This is a genomic window from Photobacterium satsumensis, from assembly GCF_050336935.1.
Taxonomy (GTDB): Bacteria; Pseudomonadota; Gammaproteobacteria; order Enterobacterales; family Vibrionaceae; genus Photobacterium; species Photobacterium satsumensis.
Window position 1 is genome coordinate 234354 of the sequence record NZ_JAKJSK010000009.1, and the last position, 15308, is coordinate 249661.

A 15308-nucleotide genomic window follows, 5' to 3' on the forward strand; every position below is an offset into this window, starting at 1 on the left:
AGCTAAGCAATGTTTGAATATGAAGTATTGCGATTTATCTGGTGGGCGCTAATCGGTGTGTTATGCATCGGCTTCGCTGTTACAGATGGTTTTGACATGGGTGTAGGTGTGCTGTCCCGTATTATCGGTAAGACAGACAGCGAGCGCCGAGTAATGATCAACTCAATTGCCCCACACTGGGACGGTAACCAGGTTTGGCTGATCACCGCGGGTGGTGCCCTGTTTGCTGCATGGCCGCTGGTTTACGCAACAGCGTTCTCTGGTTTCTACTTTGCCATGATCATCACACTGGCGGCACTTTGGCTTCGTCCTATCGGTTTTGATTACCGTTCAAAGATTGAAGATCCTAAATGGCGTGAAGCGTGGGACAAAGCCATCTTCGTCGGTAGCTTCGTTCCGCCGGTCATCTTCGGTGTGGCGTTTGGTAACCTGATGCAGGGTGTGCCGTTTGAGCTGAACGAGTTCCTGATCCCGACTTACAAAGGATCGTTCTTTGGTCTGCTGAACCCGTTTGCCCTGCTATGTGGTATCGTGAGTATCCTGATGATCACCACCCAAGGTGCAGCCTACCTGCAGATGAAAACAACGGATGCTATCCGTGAGCGTGCTCGCCGTGTTGCGATGCTAACCTCAGTGGGTACTGCAGTATGCTTTGCAATTGCTGGCCTTTGGGCTCAGAGCATTGAAGGCTACGTGATTACATCTGAAATCATTAAAGATGCGCCATCAAATCCGCTGACGAAAGAAGTTATGCGTGAGACAGGTGCATTGTTTGCCAACTTCGATGCATACCCACTATTGTGGATTGCACCTGCACTGGCTGTGTTCATGCCACTACTTACACTACTGTGCTCTCGTGGTAACCGTGGTGCATTGGCGTTCATCACCTCTAGCCTTACCATGGCGGGTGTGATCCTGACAGCAGGCTTTGCATTGTTCCCATTCATCATGCCTTCAAGCCTGGTTCCAAACCACAGCTTGACCATGTGGGATGCAACGTCTTCTGAGCTGACGCTGAACATCATGACAGGTGTAGCTGCGGTGATGGTTCCAATTATCCTGGCGTACACGTCTTGGTGTTACTACAAGATGTTTGGCCGTCTTGATACGAAATATATCGAAGAGAACAAGAACTCACTGTACTAAGGAGACAGACTATGTGGTATTTCGCTTGGATCCTGGGTGTGCTTCTTGCTTGCTCATTCGGTATCATCAACGCGCTGTGGCTTGAAGCGACAGAAAATATGGATAAAGAGGACACCGGTGAGTAACCTCAATCACTGGGTGAAGCGTACCCACCAGAGAGTAGACTTCGGTCTGCTGCGCGTAGTAGCACTGCTGATGTCATTGGCATCGGCAGGACTGGTGGTGTGGGAACCTACACTCTTCGCTCAGGCGATTGGCGGATTCGGACCGATAATCTCGCCAGCCCTGATATGGGCAACGTGTGCCGCAATGGTCTTCGGTGTCGGCTTTGTGCCGCACCGTTGGTACTGGCAGGTGTTTTTCACTCCGTACATTTCGTTGCCGATACTGGCTTACATTTTGTTTCTGCGTTTAGCGTAGCGAATTGATTTCAAACTGCATTCGCTGACACAAAAACATACAATTGAAACAGCCCATTGCAATTGAGTAATGGGCTGTTTTTTTATATCTGGATAAAATGCCACCAAATCGCGTAGCGGCGAGGGTTAGCAGGCAGTGACAAGGTCATCAAAAAGTAAAACTCTGCGTGTTTACTAGCAATGCATGATTCCAATCAGGTAGCCAAGTTAGGTATAGTAAGCGATTGAGTAAAAGCCTGAATACATTGGCAAGAGTGATAGAAAACCAAGGTTGGAATGATAATGACCGAAGAGCACCCATTTGAATGGCCGATCAGGGTCTACTACGAAGATACGGACGTAGGTGGCCTGGTTTATCATGCTAACTATATTAAGTTTTTTGAGCGGGCTAGGACGGAACTCTTCCGATCCATCGGTGTCAGTCTTAACGACTTGTTCGCTGAAAAAGCCAGTTTTGTAATTCGGCACCTGGAGATCGACTATCTCAAAGGTGCCAAGCTAGACGACCAACTTGTTGTGCGGACCTGGCCTAATACTATACGCCGGGCATCGATCGAATTTTGTCAGGTTTTAGTTAACAATAACGGGCAAACCTTGTGTAGATCATCGATTCAGGTAGCCTGTGTCCACCCCGATACGTTGAAACCTATCAAGATCCCAGAACAAATTTTATCGGAGATAACTAAGTGACTGCTGAACTTTCGATTTTAGATCTTTTCCTACAGGCGAGCCTGCTGGGTAAGGTTGTCGTACTCATTTTGTTGGGTATGTCTGTCACGTCTTGGGCGATGATCATTAAACGATCCCAAGTCTTGTCGCAGGCAAAAAATAATGTGGACCGCTTTGAAGATCGTTTTTGGTCTGGCGTTGACTTGTCGCAGCTTTACCAAGAAGTGGAAGCGCGTAAAGATAGCCTGACCGGCACTGAACAAATTTTCCATGCTGGTTTTAAAGAGTTTGCCCGTTTGCACCGTAACAATGGCAAGGCGCCAGAAGCGGTAATGGAAGGAACCGGTCGTGCGATGCGCGTGGCCCTTTCTCGTGAAGTGGAAGAGTTGGAAACCAATTTGCCGTTCTTGGCCACCGTCGGGTCTATCAGCCCGTATATTGGCCTGTTCGGTACGGTATGGGGGATCATGCACGCTTTTATCGCTCTCGGTGCGGTGAAGCAGGCAACCCTAGCGATGGTTGCCCCAGGTATTGCCGAGTCATTGATTGCGACGGCGATAGGCTTGTTTGCGGCGATCCCAGCTGTCATGTTCTTCAATAAGCTGACTAACCAGGTGTCCAAGCTTGAGCATTCTTATGCGACCTTTATGGAAGAGTTCTCTAGCATCTTGCACCGTCAGGCATTTGCTGCTCACCAGGAGTAAATGGCATGTCTTATCAACCCAAGAAGCGTAAAGTCACGTGCGAGATTAACGTTGTTCCTTATATCGACGTGATGTTCGTACTATTGATCATCTTTATGGTGACGGCGCCATTTATCACCCAGGGTGTTGATGTTGACTTGCCGAGTACCACGACGGCCAAAACAGCGGCTGAGTTGGTTGGCGAGAACAACGAAAAGCCACCGATTATTGTCGAGGTCGCTCAAGATGGGCACCTCGGCATCAGTGTGGATGACAGGGAAATGCAGCGCGGGCTTGGCCTTAATGATCTGCTAACCCGGGTGCGTGCCGAGTTACAGCTGAATCCAGAGTCAGCGGTACTGGTGGGCGGCGATGCGAGAGCTCCCTATGCCTATATCATCGAAACCCTCGATGCCCTTAATCAAGCTGGTGTTGGGTCGGTCGGCCTGATGACCGAGCCATTAGAGCAATAAGTAGGCAGGCAGGATGAAAAAGAAAGATTACAGTGCTGCCTTCATTATTTCGTTACTTATGCATGGTTCACTGGTCGTGATGTTGTTGTGGGGATCGGATTTCGTCATGACAAAACCAAAGCCGTCGGGCAACATCGTTCAGGCGGTGGTGGTCGATCCTGCGTTGGTGAACCAGCAGGCGCAGCGTATTCGCCAGCAACGTGAAGCGGCCAAAGCCGCCGAACAAGACAGGCTGAAGCGTTTAGAGCAACAAGCTGATGCATTGGAAAAAATGCGTCAGGAAGAAGAGCAGCGTTTGCGTCAGCTCAAGGCGGACAAACTCAAAGCCGAGAAAGAAGCCCGTGATGCCGAGCAGGAGCGCAAGCGAGTGGCGGCTGAACGGAGTAAGGCGGCGGAAGAGAAGCGTAAAGCCGATGAGGCGGCACGTGTTGCCCGAGAGCAGGCGGCCAAGGCCGAGGCAGACCGCAAGGTGAAGCAGGAAGCGGCACGTAAAGCCGAGCAAGAGCGCCAGCGCCAAGTTGCGGAGCAGCGCAAGGCTGAGGAAGCGAAACGTCAAGCTGAAGCGGCAGCGGCGAAGGCAGAAGCCGAGCGCCAGGCGCAAGTAGCAGCAAAGAAAAAAGCGGAAGAAGAAGCTCGCAAGGCCGAGGCAGCCCGTAAGGAAGCCGAGCGCAAAGCGGCAGAAGCCCGTGAAACTCAACGCCAGCAGGAAGCGGCATTAAACGATATGTTTGCCGGCCTTGAGGCCGAGTCTGAGCAGCGTGGCGGTGCCCGAGGCCAGTTTGTGGCTGACGAAAGAGATCGCTACGGCGCTATCTATAGACAGATGATCCAGCAGAACTTGCTGGTTGAGCAAAGTTTTATCGGCAAGGAGTGTGTGATCCGCATGCGCTTGTCGAGCAATGGTTTGGTTCTTGATGCGTCGGAAGATGGCGGTGACAGTGCACTTTGCCGGGCGGCGAAAGCCGCGGTGGTCAAGGTTAGCCAGTTCCCGATGCCAGAAGACCAAGCGGTTGTAGAGCAGCTGCGCAATATCAGACTAACAGTAAGCCCGCAATAAGGAAGGAATAATGATGAAACGTTGGTTAATGGGTTTGTGCGTGGCGCTGCTGAGTTTCAGCCAAATCGCCCAAGCCGAGTTGGAATTGGTGATCACCGAAGGGGTGGATTCAGCCCGTCCAATCGGTGTCGTTCCTTTCAAATGGGAAGGGGCCGGTAAAATGCCGACGGATATTTCAGCAGTTATTGCTTCTGATCTACGCCGAAGCGGTAGGTTCTCACCGGTGCCGACCAGTAACATGCCGCAAACGCCTTCGAACGAAGAGCAGGTAGACTACAATGCCTGGACGTCAATGGGTGTCGATGCCTTGGTGACCGGTACGGTAACCATGAATGAGCAGGGCAATTATGTGATCAACTACCAGCTGATTGATGTGGTGCGCGGTCAGCTAACCAGTGGCCAGAGCCGTGGTTTGGAGAACGGTGAGTTGGTGATGACCAAAGATCACCTTCTACTTAATAACCGTGCGACAGTCAAAGAGTCGCGCCTTCGCCATTATGCCCACCGTATTTCTGATATCGTCTACGAAAAACTGACCGGTGATAAAGGGGCGTTCCTTACCCGTATCGCGTATGTCGTGATTGACGACAAGGCACAGTATCCGTACCAGCTGCGAGTCGCGGATTACGATGGCTTCAACGAGCGTTTGGTGCTGAAATCCCAGCAGCCTTTGATGTCTCCGTCTTGGTCGCCAGATGGCAGCAAGCTGGCATATGTCAGCTTCGAGAACCAGCAGGCACAGATTTTCATTATGGATATCTACAAAGGCACCCGTGAGATGGTGACCTCGTTCCCTCGCCACAATGGTAGCCCTCGTTTCTCGCCGGACGGTAAGAAGTTGGCCATTGTACTGTCGAAGAGCGGTAGCTTGCAGATCTACATTAAAGACCTCGAAACCAAGGAATTGAAGCAGATCACCCGTGGTCGCGCTAACAATACCGAGGCATTTTGGGATCCGAGCGGCGACTCTTTAATTTTTACCTCAGACAGAGGTGGTAACCCACAGATTTATAGAGTAAATTTAGCTGACGGTTCGACTAAGCGCCTGACTTGGCAAGGAAGTCAGAACCTCGGTGGTCAATTGACGCCTGATGGCCGGTATCTGGTGATGGTGAACAGGTCTGATTCTGGCTACAACATAGCTAAACAAGACTTGAAAACCAATGCCGTGCAGGTACTGACCAAGACATTTTTGGATGAATCACCAAGTATTGCGCCAAATGGCGGCATGGTGATTTACAGTTCGGTTAATAACAAGTCTAACGAGCTGTCATTAGTGTCGATTGATGGGCGATTTAAGGCAAGATTACCTGCGACTAATGGGCGTGTAAGGGCTCCGTCCTGGGGACCTTTCCTCTAAGTTAGTAGCAACTAGCAATAAAAAAGGAAAATAAAATGCAACTGAACAAAGTTTTAAAGGGCTTGGCAATTGCGCTGCCAATGTTCACTCTAGCGGCGTGTAGCTCTAGTGACAGTACTGATAGCTCAGCAGCTTCAGAGACCAACACCGGTTCAACGACAGAGCAATCGACGGTAGTAACATCGCCTGTTGAGCAACAGCCAGTACTTTCTGAGCAGGAACTACGCAGCCAGCAGCTACGTCAGGAACAAACTATTTACTTCAAGTTTGACAACGCTGAAATCCAGCCTGACTACCAGGATATGCTGACCGCTCACGCTGAATACCTACGCGATAACGCAGAAGTAATAGTGATTGTTGAAGGTCACGCCGATGAGCGTGGTACACCTGAGTACAACATCGCCCTTGGCGAGCGTCGTGCTAACGCGGTTGCTAAGTACCTTCAGGCGCTAGGCGTATCTGCAAGCCAGATCTCAATTGTTAGTTACGGTGAGGAGAAGCCACTAGTGCTTGGCCATACTGAAGCTGACTACGCCAAGAACCGTCGTTCGGTTCTGGTTTACTAAGCCATAATAGGTAATTACGATGAACAGTAACACAATGCGAACGCTCGCATTAACGTTGCTGGTTGGTGCGGCGACCCAAGTGGTCGCCGCACCTGCTCCTGTTACTGAAATCAGCGGTAACAGTGCGCAGGGCGGTAGCCTAGAACGTCTGGAAAGGATGATTGAGGCACGCAACCAGGTGCAGTTGGATATGCAACGGCAACTGGATCAGCTGGCAACCGAAATGGATGAGCTACGAGGGATTGTAGAAAGAAACAGCTATGATCTCAGCCAGATGCTTGAACGTCAGCGCGAGCTTTACCGTGAGGTTGACAGCCTTAGTCGCCAGCCGCAAGCAAAGGTGACTGAAGAGCCAGCATCGGATAAAGCAAGCACTGAAGTGTACTCCAGTAATGTGGGCGAGAACGAAGCGTATGAATCCGCGGTTAACCTGATCCTAAAAGAGAAGGATTACTCCGGTGCGATCACTGCCTTCAAGGCGTTTTTGGTTACATATCCTGAATCAAGCTACAAGCCGAATGCGCATTACTGGCTTGGTCAACTCTACTTTACTCAAAACCAACTCTCTGAAGCCGCGGAGCAATTCACCGAGGTTGCCAATGTTGAGAAGTCCAACAAGCGTGCGGATGCATTGTTGAAGCTAGGTATTATTGCCGAGCGCAGCAAGAAGCCGGAAGACGCGAAGAAATACTACCAGCAAGTTATTTCGAGCTACCCGAACTCAACCAGTTCGCGCCAGGCGCAAAGTAATCTCGATAAGCTGTAAGCACTTGCCCGCAGATATTGAAGAAGGCCGGTTAACCGGCCTTTTTTGATCCATGATATTTGAACGTTTGCGGTGTATAATGCGCGGATTGTACATGGACAGCAATAGAGCAACCGAGCTATGAGTCTTACTTTTGATCCCTCTGAAATGGTCTATCCGTTTCCACCTAAGCCAGTGCCGCTAACTGTTGATGAGCAGCAGGCGTACAAGGCAAAAATCAAGGCATTGCTAAAGGAAAAAGATGCAGTGCTGGTGGCCCACTATTATACCGATCCTGAAATTCAGGCTCTGGCTGAAGAGACCGGAGGGTTCGTTGGTGACTCGCTGGAAATGGCCAAGTTCGGTAACCAGCACCCAGCCAAGACACTTGTGATCTGTGGCGTACGCTTCATGGGTGAGTCGGCCAAGATCCTGACGCCAGAAAAACGCGTACTGATGCCGACACTGGAGGCTGAGTGTTCGCTTGACCTTGGTTGTCCGATTGATGAATTCAGCAAGTTCTGTGATGATCACCCGGATCATACCGTAGTGGTGTACGCCAACACCTCTGCGGCGGTAAAAGCCCGTGCTGACTGGGTTGTAACCTCGAGTATCGCGCTGGAAATCGTCGAACAGCTAGATAGCGAAGGCAAGAAAATTATCTGGGGCCCAGACCGTCACCTAGGTTCTTATATCCAAAAGGAAACTGGCGCTGATATGTTGTTGTGGCAAGGCGAATGTGTCGTGCATGACGAGTTCTCGGCAAAAGCTTTGCGCGATATGAAGCACTTGTATCCTGAGGCCGCGATTTTGGTCCACCCAGAATCACCAGCAAGCGTGGTGGCGCTGGCTGATGCGGTGGGTTCAACCAGCCAGTTGATCAAGGCTGCCAAGTCGTTACCTCACCAGAAGCTGATTGTGGCAACGGACAAAGGCATCTTCTTCAAGATGCAGCAGATGGTACCGGGTAAAGAACTTGTCGAAGCACCGACGGCCGGTGCTGGTGCGACGTGTCGTAGCTGTGCCCATTGCCCGTGGATGGCGATGAATGGTCTTAAAGCGATTGAGCAGGGTTTGCGCGAAGGCGGTGAGCAGCATGAGATCTTTGTTGATGAGTCGCTACGCGAAAAATCGTTGATCCCGCTTAACCGCATGTTGGACTTTGCCGCCCAGCTGCAGGTGAACGTTAAGGGCAATGCATAAAATCGTAAAGCGATCAGATGAAAGAGCGGCCGTTGGTCGCTCTTTTTCTATGTGCCACAGCGCATATTGGAGTAGACTCTACGTTTAAATAAGGAGATTTCAAATGGGACAGACAATGCTGGCTGTCGCTTTGCCCATAGCGCTGGCATGGATGATGTTTTGTGTTGGCCTGACACTGTCTTTGGCTGACTTTAAACGAGTTGGCCGATATCCGCTGTTTATTTTTTCCGGTCTTGCTGCCCAGTTGGTTGGTTTGCCGCTGATTGCGCTGGGCCTGATACACTTTTTGGGCTTGCCGGAAGTGGTGGCTGTTGGCCTGTGGTTACTGGCGTTGGCACCGGGCGGGGCATCGTCCAATGTGATCACCCACTTGTCCGGTGGTAATACCGCACTGTCAATTTCAATGACCGCCGTGAGCAGTTTAATTATCCCTTTTAGCCTCCCTCTGCTGCTGCCTGTGGTACTGAGCGACTCCCAGTTGGTACTACCGCTTAAAACGGCAATCTTACAACTGGTCATGGTGACCTTGGTGCCTGTTTCAATCGGTATGGCTTGCCACCACGTTGGTCGGGGCAAGTGGTTTGCGAGCTTTGCCAAATGGGCAGGGCGCTCATCGATTTGGGTATTGATGTTCACGGTTACCATCACCCTGGCTGCGAATAGCCAGGTATTCCAGCAGTTGTTTTCCAGCGCCTCGATTGTCGCGATTGCCTTGTGCTTGTTGGGTATGGCACTGGGGACCATCGTTGCCCGTTTGCTTAAAGGTGGGGAAAAGTTGACCAAGACGCTGGCGATAGAAGTGGGGATCCAGAATGCGGGTACCGCGATTTTTGTTGCCGTGGTTCAGCTCAAGCAGCCTGAACTGGCATTGACGCCATTATTGTATGGGGTGTTGATGAATATTCCGATCGCGGTGATGATTTACCGCCATCAGCGGGGGCGTTTGCGTTCGCTTTTTGCGCGCTAGGAAGCCTGGTGGCGACGGCAAATAAAAAAGGCGGTAATTCAAGTTACCGCCTTTTCTTTAGTGCTTGAGCTGGAGAGACTAAGCGTCTTCTTCGCCGCCGTTGACTAGCTGGTAGGCGCGGATTGTCAGGCCACACAGCATGGTTGGGACAGAAGCGAAGATCTCTTCGAACTGGGCAAGACCGTCAGCACCTTCCTGGGAAAGGGCTTCCATTGCATTTTCCGGATCGTATAGCAGGCTGAAGCAAAGCAAAACACCACCAAGCAGGGCATTGTTCTCGCTTTCTTCTGGCATGATAGTTTCCCAGTCATCACGAGACAGTTGCCAGCCCTGTAGTAGGCCCTCGGCAAAATCGCGGGTATCGCCAGATACCAGTTCTTTATCATCCAGCGCACAGCCTTCCGGCCACTGCCAGCTGCCTTCTAGTAAAGACTCGCGGGTTTCGTTCCATAGGTCGATAATGGCATTGGCGTAGACTTCAAGCTCTTCCTGACTCGTAAAAGGAGAGGCTTCTTCGCCACCCCACATGAAAGCAAGCCATTCCGATGGGTTGATCAGGTGCGGTGCTGCAGCCATTGCGGTAACAAAACCACGGGTCTGGGCTTCAGAAAGCAGTTGTTGAGCCAGTTGTGGGTTTTCCAGCAGTGTGCGTAAAGATGAAGACATAATTCGCTCTCGTATATTTTGTATCTGGGTTGGTCCAACGTCACTCGTCGCTGGAAGAACACGATTTTGATGTAATGTATTGTAACAGGGTCGTGAAGAAGGTGGGACTGTTCACCGGCAAATCAAGACTTTTGCTGCAATTGTGAACACTCGATTGATTGTGCTGTGTTTTTTGTTGACCTTTACCGCCCCAGCCCCTATAGTAGCGACCCTGTTGAGGCGACATGCCTTGGCACAACAATTTGGTGAGGTGTCCGAGTGGCTGAAGGAGCACGCCTGGAAAGTGTGTATACGGCAACGTATCGAGGGTTCGAATCCCTCCCTCACCGCCATATTCTTGAAAAAAACCGCCTTTAAGGCGGTTTTTTTTCGTCTGTTGTTTTTCTGGTAAAAAAGTTATCCCCTCCAGCCTGCTAATTTTCTCTCTCCAATGCCGTCCCCTTAGTACGCTACTCCATTCCGTGCTTGACTCAATAAATTATCATCTTGTTGATAAATAAACAAAATTTGTAAAATTAGAATTTTCCACTTAACAATTTTGCCATGAACTATTTGTTATACGGTCTTTTGTGCGGTAAATTGCCGAAAAATACAGTCTCCCATACGGTTTGGGTGGTTGAAACAATAATAGCTCTACCAAGAGGCAATTATGAAAAGAAGCAAAATAGCCGTGGCATTGGCCGTAGCGGGTCTTTGGAGCAGTACAGTAAGCGCTGCGGGTTTTCAGATAGCTGAGCATTCAGGAGCTGGGCTAGGAAGGGCCTTTGCTGGCGAGGCCGCCATCGCTGATAACGCATCGACGTTGGCCCGTAATCCGGCGTCGATGAGCATGCTCGAGGGGACCAATGTGAGTACCGGTATCTCATATATTGATCCCGATATCCAAATTGAATTCAGCAAAGGCACAATGCCTGATGCCTTTGAGGATGAAGCTGCGCCACCTGCTTTCGTTCCCAATTTTTATGTGACCCACCAAGTGAATGACAGGCTGACGATCGGTACTGGCTCTTATTCAGACTTTGGTTTGGCATCGGACTACAGCGATGAGGTGAATGAAGAGTTCGGTACTATCGCTGGTGATACGTCGGTGACAGTGATCAACCTCAATACCAGCCTTGCCTACGAAATTAATGAGCACTGGGCGGTGGGGGCCAGTATGAGCCTGTTACTCGCGCAAGCAGAGCTGAATCGCTTTTCACCCATTGCTGAAATGGTGAGCGGTGGTGAAACCAATGTGTTTGCCAACCTTGAGGGCAGAGGTATTGGCTTTGGTTATAAGCTCGGTGCCCTGTACCACCTTAATGAGAACCACCGCTGGGGGCTGGCCTACACCGGTGCTTCAGATATCGACATGGAAGGCGAGTTCAATGGTGTTCAGATGCAGACTGATAATGGCTTCTTGGATTATGTCGAAGGGGTCGATGGTGAGCTGACCCTGAGCCTACCGTCGATTCTTGAACTGTCTGGTTACCACCAACTGACCTCCGCTTTTGCCGTGCATTATAGCTGGGTACATATCGGCTGGAGCGCGTTTGAAGAAATTAAGGCCACCTCTAAGGGCAATGAGTGTTCGACGGCTGGACAAAATGACAAGATCTGTTTGCAAAAGCCGGAAGAGTGGAAAGACTCCAATCGTTATTCCATCGGTGCGACATACCAGCTCAATAACAGCTGGACTATCCGCTCCGGTATTGCCTATGACGAAACCCCAACCGACCAGCATGTCACAGCGAGTATCCCTGATAGCGATCGAGTGTGGTATTCCGCCGGGCTGTCCTATTACCGTGGCCCCCACGAGGTGGACTTTGGTGTGACATACCTGGAAGGGGAAACCGGTGAGATCATCGAAGAAGAAGGACTGTTCTTCAAGACAACCCACAGCAGCGCCATGCTGTACGCCCTGCAATATTCCTACACCTTCTAGTAATGCTTTGCTCTGCTTGATGGGCAGGGTATGAATGGAGTTTAGTCATGAAAAAAAATCTCATTACAACAATGATGCTGGCGGCGATGTCAGCCAGTGCCTTGGTGGGGTGTAACAGCTCTGACAGCAGCGACGGCAAAGCGCTGCCGGCAGGGCTGCAGTTTAGCTTCGGCATGGAAAACAGCCGTGACATTGCCCGCGATAGCAATATCCCGATGCCGAGTGATCTGTATTTTATCGGCAGCAACGGCTCCGATATGGCAGCGAACAACCAGCTGATTGTGTTCGGCTGCGGTGAGACCAATGACGGTGACGAGTTGCCGGAAAATATTGAGAATGGCACCAAGTGTTCGCTGGAAGATTTAGATGGTTGGTCGACTACCGCGCCGTTTAGCCTGCCGTTGACTGGTGATGCGAACCAGCTTGATCCGGCGTCGTTTGCCGACAGTGTAAAACTGTTCCAGGCCGATAACCGTTCGGTGAAACCCCTGGTATTTGATGTCGACTACACCGTGCGGGTGAGTGATTTTAACCATTTGATGGTGTTGCCTTTGAAGGTATTGAACCCTGAGACGACTTATACCTTAGTGATCACCGATGATCTTACCGATCAGGCAGGCACCGCTGTTAAGCCATCGGCCGATTATGTCAGCCTACGCGATAACGAACAGCAAGAACCTGTGGCATTGGCCTACCAGCAGGCAATCAAGGCGGCGGAGCAGGCGGCTGTTGATGCCGATGATGCCTTGGTGGGTAAGTTAGTCTATGCGGCAAACTTTACCACCCAGTCTATAGGACTAGAGCTGGAAAGCTTGGTCGGTACACAAGCATCTGGTGTCGATTTCTCTTCAGGCTTATCGAAGACATATGTTGTCAACCGGGATCTACCTCTTGACCCCTTACTGGATGATATCCCAATGATATGTAATGTCTTTGGTTGTGTGGAGAAACAGTCGGGTACAGTTGAACTGCCTTATTACTTGGCTGATTCGCTTGCTGTTAATAGCGACAACTGCCAACCTGATGCCGATTACCAGAAAGAATCCGAGTTCTGGTTTGGCCTTGAAGGCGCAGTAGCCCATTCGGAAAGCTACCGCTATTCACGCGAGTCATGCCCGGCGCTGTTCTCGTACTGGCAGGGGACGGCCCCTAGCGCTACCCAAACGCTTGAAGTACAAATGGTGTACCCCAACTTGTCGGTTCGCCAGCTCAAAACGCCATTGCCATCGGTCATCTTCTCCCACGGTATCACGGTCTCCAAAGAGATGGGTAACGGTGGCATGACGGGGCTGGATAACTATGTCCAGTCTTATATGGCTAATACACCTGCTGGCAGTGCCAAGGGACACGTGGTCTTTGCCATCGATCATCCGCTGCACGGTACCCGCTCGATCAGCTTAGATGGCTCGGCGGGTTACGATTGTAATGGAGATGGTGTTGCTGATGAGGGGTGTTTCAAAAACAGTGAAAACGGTACTGCTGTACAACTCGGCGGCAGCTATGACATTTCTACCAGTCAGTCTATCCGTGGCCTATTCAACGGTTTTGATGCGGCCGATACCAAGAACTTCCTCAAAGCTGATGCCCTGTTGACCTCGCGTGACAATATTCGTCAGAGTGTCGCAGACATGATTAACCTCCACCATGCGCTCCAGAACACGACTGATGGCTTGGTTGATCCAGATAAGGAGTCGTTAAAACTCGCATTGGATGATGTGTCAGTTATGGGTCACTCGATGGGCGCGATAGCCAGCGCGACGTTCAGCGGGGTGATGACCAATGCGGGTGAATCACTGACGGGGACTATTCTGGCTAACCCAGGCGGTGCGATAGGCGGGGTGATCATGAACTCCACTTGGCTCGGAAAAGATGAAGTGCCACCGGCGATCAAGTTCTTGCCGGAATATCGCCTGCGCATGGCTGAACTGCTGGACTTGACGGTAGGCGGAGATGAACAAGCCACACTGGACGCAGTACGTACCTTTGCTGAAGCGGATCCTGAGGCGTATTTGGCGGTTTCTAATGCGGCGGCTCCCGCTTTCTTGAGTGAATTCCAGTACATTATCCAGTCGGTAGTCGATACGGTTGACCCGCTCAACTATGCCGCGTCACTGGCCGAAGACGAAGCGCCGATCCTGTCTATTACCACGGTTGGCAACATTAGCAGCCACCCAGAGCTAAAAGATACCGAAGCCGCAATGTTAACGGCGGCAGATCAGACCGTACCGGTCAAGGTTGAGCTGGATGGCACGACAACCTTTGAGCAATGTATCCAAGCCGGTACGACTTACGAAGCCTTCAGCTCAAGCATGAACTGCTTTGTTGGCTCGCAGCATAAACCTTATTATGCGTTGGATGTGACGGAGTTTCCGCTGGCGGGGGCTCAACCCCTGGAGCAGGCATTGCGGCTCAACCCGGTACTGAATAATACGGCACGTTCATACAGCCGCTTGACTGAGGGCAACCATAATATCGGCGTGGGTACGCTCACCGATTCAACATCCTATGGCTCGGCAGATTTTGCAACGGTGAATGCTGCGGCTGAGGAAGTGGCTAATCAAGCCAGCCTGTTTCTGCAGCACAAGGGACAAATCGCCAATGAAGCGCTTAATGAAGGGTTGATTGAGCGTTAACTCTCAAGCACCATAATAAAATGCCCAGCACATTGGCTGGGCATCGTTTTCTGGATTGACTTAATCTTATTTTTTCTTGGTGCCAAGGATTTGAGCGACAACGATAATGGCAACGGCTACCAAGTTCGCAGCGAAGATAATTTCAAGCCATTGTGGCATTGATAGGCCAAGGAACTGCCATACAATCTTGCCGCAGTCACCCGAGGCTTCAAAGAACCACGGCACCCACTGGTTGAGTGGCGCCCACGCCGGGAAGTTAACATCCAGCGCACAAGTCGCTGACCAAGGGAACTCAGGGAACTGGTAGGCCACATGCTCCTTAGCCAACGCCAAGCCTTGGTATGAACTGTATGCCCAGCCAGCGAGTCCTGCCCAGCGGATGATATTGTTCTTTGGTGCTATCATCCCCAAGATTGCAGATAAAGCGATCCCCATCATGGCAACGCGTTCGTAGACACACATCACACAAGGATCGAGCTTCATCACGTGCTGGAAGAATAGGGCACAGGCTTCAAAAAAGATGATGAAAGCCAGTAAGATAGCCCACGAAAGTCGACTCTTCGAAAAAGTATTTAGAAAATACATACGGTGTTCCTGATTGAAAGGTTAACTGCTAAAACGACTTCGTTAGATTACTGATGGCAGCAAAGGTTTCAGTCGGCTTAGCACTTATCTGTCACTGGGTTATATAAAGACCAAGAAAATGCCGTTTATTGTCACTCTTTGTGGCTAAAAAATAAATATTAGCATCAAAGATTGACTAAAAATACAATAAAGCCCTGATGATTCAGGGCTTT

Annotated in this window: 16 protein-coding genes and 1 tRNA gene; 15 read left to right on the forward strand and 2 right to left on the reverse strand. The window is 50.7% G+C overall.

Annotation, left to right across the window (positions count from 1 at the left end; all coding sequences use genetic code 11):
* The first annotated feature begins 9 nt into the window (after nt 1-9).
* The 12 genes from cydB (at nt 10) to L4D79_RS19630 (ending at nt 9288) form a co-directional block, all read left to right on the forward strand.
* A complete protein-coding gene (cydB, locus tag L4D79_RS19575; RefSeq protein ID WP_428653428.1) occupies nt 10-1146 on the forward strand; it encodes a cytochrome d ubiquinol oxidase subunit II in 1137 nt (378 codons plus the stop codon).
* 11 nt (nt 1147-1157) lie between these two features.
* Complete coding sequence (gene cydX, locus L4D79_RS19580; protein ID WP_317523376.1) at nt 1158-1271, forward strand: cytochrome bd-I oxidase subunit CydX; 114 nt, start codon at nt 1158-1160, stop codon at nt 1269-1271.
* Nucleotides 1264-1566, forward strand: coding sequence for a cyd operon protein YbgE (gene ybgE / locus L4D79_RS19585; protein WP_428653431.1), 303 nt, complete (start codon nt 1264-1266; stop codon nt 1564-1566). The genes cydX and ybgE overlap by 8 nt, the downstream gene beginning before the upstream one ends.
* Before the next feature lie 281 nt (nt 1567-1847).
* Entirely contained in the window at nt 1848-2255 is a 408-nt protein-coding gene (ybgC, locus tag L4D79_RS19590) for a tol-pal system-associated acyl-CoA thioesterase (protein ID WP_428653434.1), read from the forward strand.
* On the forward strand, nt 2252-2938 hold the full coding sequence (tolQ, locus tag L4D79_RS19595) for a protein TolQ (protein WP_428653436.1): 687 nt from the start codon (nt 2252-2254) through the stop codon (nt 2936-2938). Before ybgC ends, tolQ begins: the two co-directional genes overlap by 4 nt.
* Before the next feature lie 5 nt (nt 2939-2943).
* Nucleotides 2944-3390 carry a protein TolR gene (gene tolR, locus L4D79_RS19600; protein WP_428653438.1) on the forward strand — a complete coding sequence of 149 codons (447 nt, stop codon included), beginning with the start codon at nt 2944-2946 and terminating at the stop codon, nt 3388-3390.
* 13 nt (nt 3391-3403) lie between these two features.
* A complete protein-coding gene (tolA, locus tag L4D79_RS19605; protein WP_428653440.1) occupies nt 3404-4447 on the forward strand; it encodes a cell envelope integrity protein TolA in 1044 nt (347 codons plus the stop codon).
* 10 nt (nt 4448-4457) lie between these two features.
* On the forward strand, nt 4458-5807 hold the full coding sequence (tolB, locus tag L4D79_RS19610; protein WP_428653442.1) for a Tol-Pal system beta propeller repeat protein TolB: 1350 nt from the start codon (nt 4458-4460) through the stop codon (nt 5805-5807).
* Between the two features lie 35 nt (nt 5808-5842).
* On the forward strand, nt 5843-6373 hold the full coding sequence (gene pal, locus L4D79_RS19615) for a peptidoglycan-associated lipoprotein Pal (protein WP_428653444.1): 531 nt from the start codon (nt 5843-5845) through the stop codon (nt 6371-6373).
* Between the two features lie 19 nt (nt 6374-6392).
* Nucleotides 6393-7139, forward strand: coding sequence for a tol-pal system protein YbgF (gene ybgF / locus L4D79_RS19620; protein WP_428653446.1), 747 nt, complete (start codon nt 6393-6395; stop codon nt 7137-7139).
* A gap of 120 nt (nt 7140-7259) precedes the next feature.
* Entirely contained in the window at nt 7260-8321 is a 1062-nt protein-coding gene (nadA, locus tag L4D79_RS19625; RefSeq protein WP_428653449.1) for a quinolinate synthase NadA, read from the forward strand.
* A gap of 103 nt (nt 8322-8424) precedes the next feature.
* Nucleotides 8425-9288, forward strand: a complete 864-nt coding sequence (locus L4D79_RS19630; RefSeq protein ID WP_428653452.1) for a bile acid:sodium symporter family protein — start codon at nt 8425-8427, stop codon at nt 9286-9288.
* Between the two features lie 78 nt (nt 9289-9366).
* Here the strand turns inward: L4D79_RS19630 and L4D79_RS19635 are convergent, their stop codons facing one another.
* Nucleotides 9367-9954 (reverse strand): UPF0149 family protein, encoded by a 588-nt coding sequence (locus L4D79_RS19635; protein WP_428653455.1) that lies wholly within the window; start codon nt 9952-9954, stop codon nt 9367-9369.
* A 244-nt stretch (nt 9955-10198) separates the two neighbouring features.
* Here L4D79_RS19635 and L4D79_RS19640 point away from each other — a divergent pair.
* From L4D79_RS19640 to L4D79_RS19650, 3 genes are all read left to right on the forward strand, one after another.
* Nucleotides 10199-10286: transfer RNA gene (locus L4D79_RS19640), tRNA-Ser, on the forward strand.
* A gap of 317 nt (nt 10287-10603) precedes the next feature.
* Nucleotides 10604-11878 carry an OmpP1/FadL family transporter gene (locus L4D79_RS19645; protein ID WP_428653457.1) on the forward strand — a complete coding sequence of 425 codons (1275 nt, stop codon included), beginning with the start codon at nt 10604-10606 and terminating at the stop codon, nt 11876-11878.
* A gap of 47 nt (nt 11879-11925) precedes the next feature.
* Nucleotides 11926-14511, forward strand: a complete 2586-nt coding sequence (locus L4D79_RS19650; RefSeq protein WP_428653459.1) for a hypothetical protein — start codon at nt 11926-11928, stop codon at nt 14509-14511.
* Nucleotides 14512-14577: 66 nt separating this feature from the next.
* Here L4D79_RS19650 and dsbB read toward each other — a convergent pair whose 3' ends face one another.
* Nucleotides 14578-15096, reverse strand: coding sequence for a disulfide bond formation protein DsbB (gene dsbB, locus L4D79_RS19655; RefSeq protein ID WP_428653461.1), 519 nt, complete (start codon nt 15094-15096; stop codon nt 14578-14580).
* Nucleotides 15097-15308: the final 212 nt, after the last annotated feature.

Excerpts from the sequence above, each read along its gene's own strand:
- cydB (WP_428653428.1), top strand. The coding sequence starts at position 10 with ATGTTTGAATATGAAGTATTGCGATTTATCTGGTGGGCGCTAATCGGT.
- cydX (WP_317523376.1), top strand. The coding sequence starts at position 1,158 with ATGTGGTATTTCGCTTGGATCCTGGGTGTGCTTCTTGCTTGCTCATTC.
- ybgC (WP_428653434.1), top strand. The coding sequence starts at position 1,848 with ATGACCGAAGAGCACCCATTTGAATGGCCGATCAGGGTCTACTACGAA.
- tolR (WP_428653438.1), top strand. The coding sequence starts at position 2,944 with ATGTCTTATCAACCCAAGAAGCGTAAAGTCACGTGCGAGATTAACGTT.
- tolA (WP_428653440.1), top strand. The coding sequence starts at position 3,404 with ATGAAAAAGAAAGATTACAGTGCTGCCTTCATTATTTCGTTACTTATG.
- tolB (WP_428653442.1), top strand. The coding sequence starts at position 4,458 with ATGATGAAACGTTGGTTAATGGGTTTGTGCGTGGCGCTGCTGAGTTTC.
- pal (WP_428653444.1), top strand. The coding sequence starts at position 5,843 with ATGCAACTGAACAAAGTTTTAAAGGGCTTGGCAATTGCGCTGCCAATG.
- ybgF (WP_428653446.1), top strand. The coding sequence starts at position 6,393 with ATGAACAGTAACACAATGCGAACGCTCGCATTAACGTTGCTGGTTGGT.
- nadA (WP_428653449.1), top strand. The coding sequence starts at position 7,260 with ATGAGTCTTACTTTTGATCCCTCTGAAATGGTCTATCCGTTTCCACCT.
- L4D79_RS19630 (WP_428653452.1), top strand. The coding sequence starts at position 8,425 with ATGGGACAGACAATGCTGGCTGTCGCTTTGCCCATAGCGCTGGCATGG.
- L4D79_RS19635 (WP_428653455.1), bottom strand. The coding sequence starts at position 9,954 with ATGTCTTCATCTTTACGCACACTGCTGGAAAACCCACAACTGGCTCAA.
- L4D79_RS19645 (WP_428653457.1), top strand. The coding sequence starts at position 10,604 with ATGAAAAGAAGCAAAATAGCCGTGGCATTGGCCGTAGCGGGTCTTTGG.
- L4D79_RS19650 (WP_428653459.1), top strand. The coding sequence starts at position 11,926 with ATGAAAAAAAATCTCATTACAACAATGATGCTGGCGGCGATGTCAGCC.
- dsbB (WP_428653461.1), bottom strand. The coding sequence starts at position 15,096 with ATGTATTTTCTAAATACTTTTTCGAAGAGTCGACTTTCGTGGGCTATC.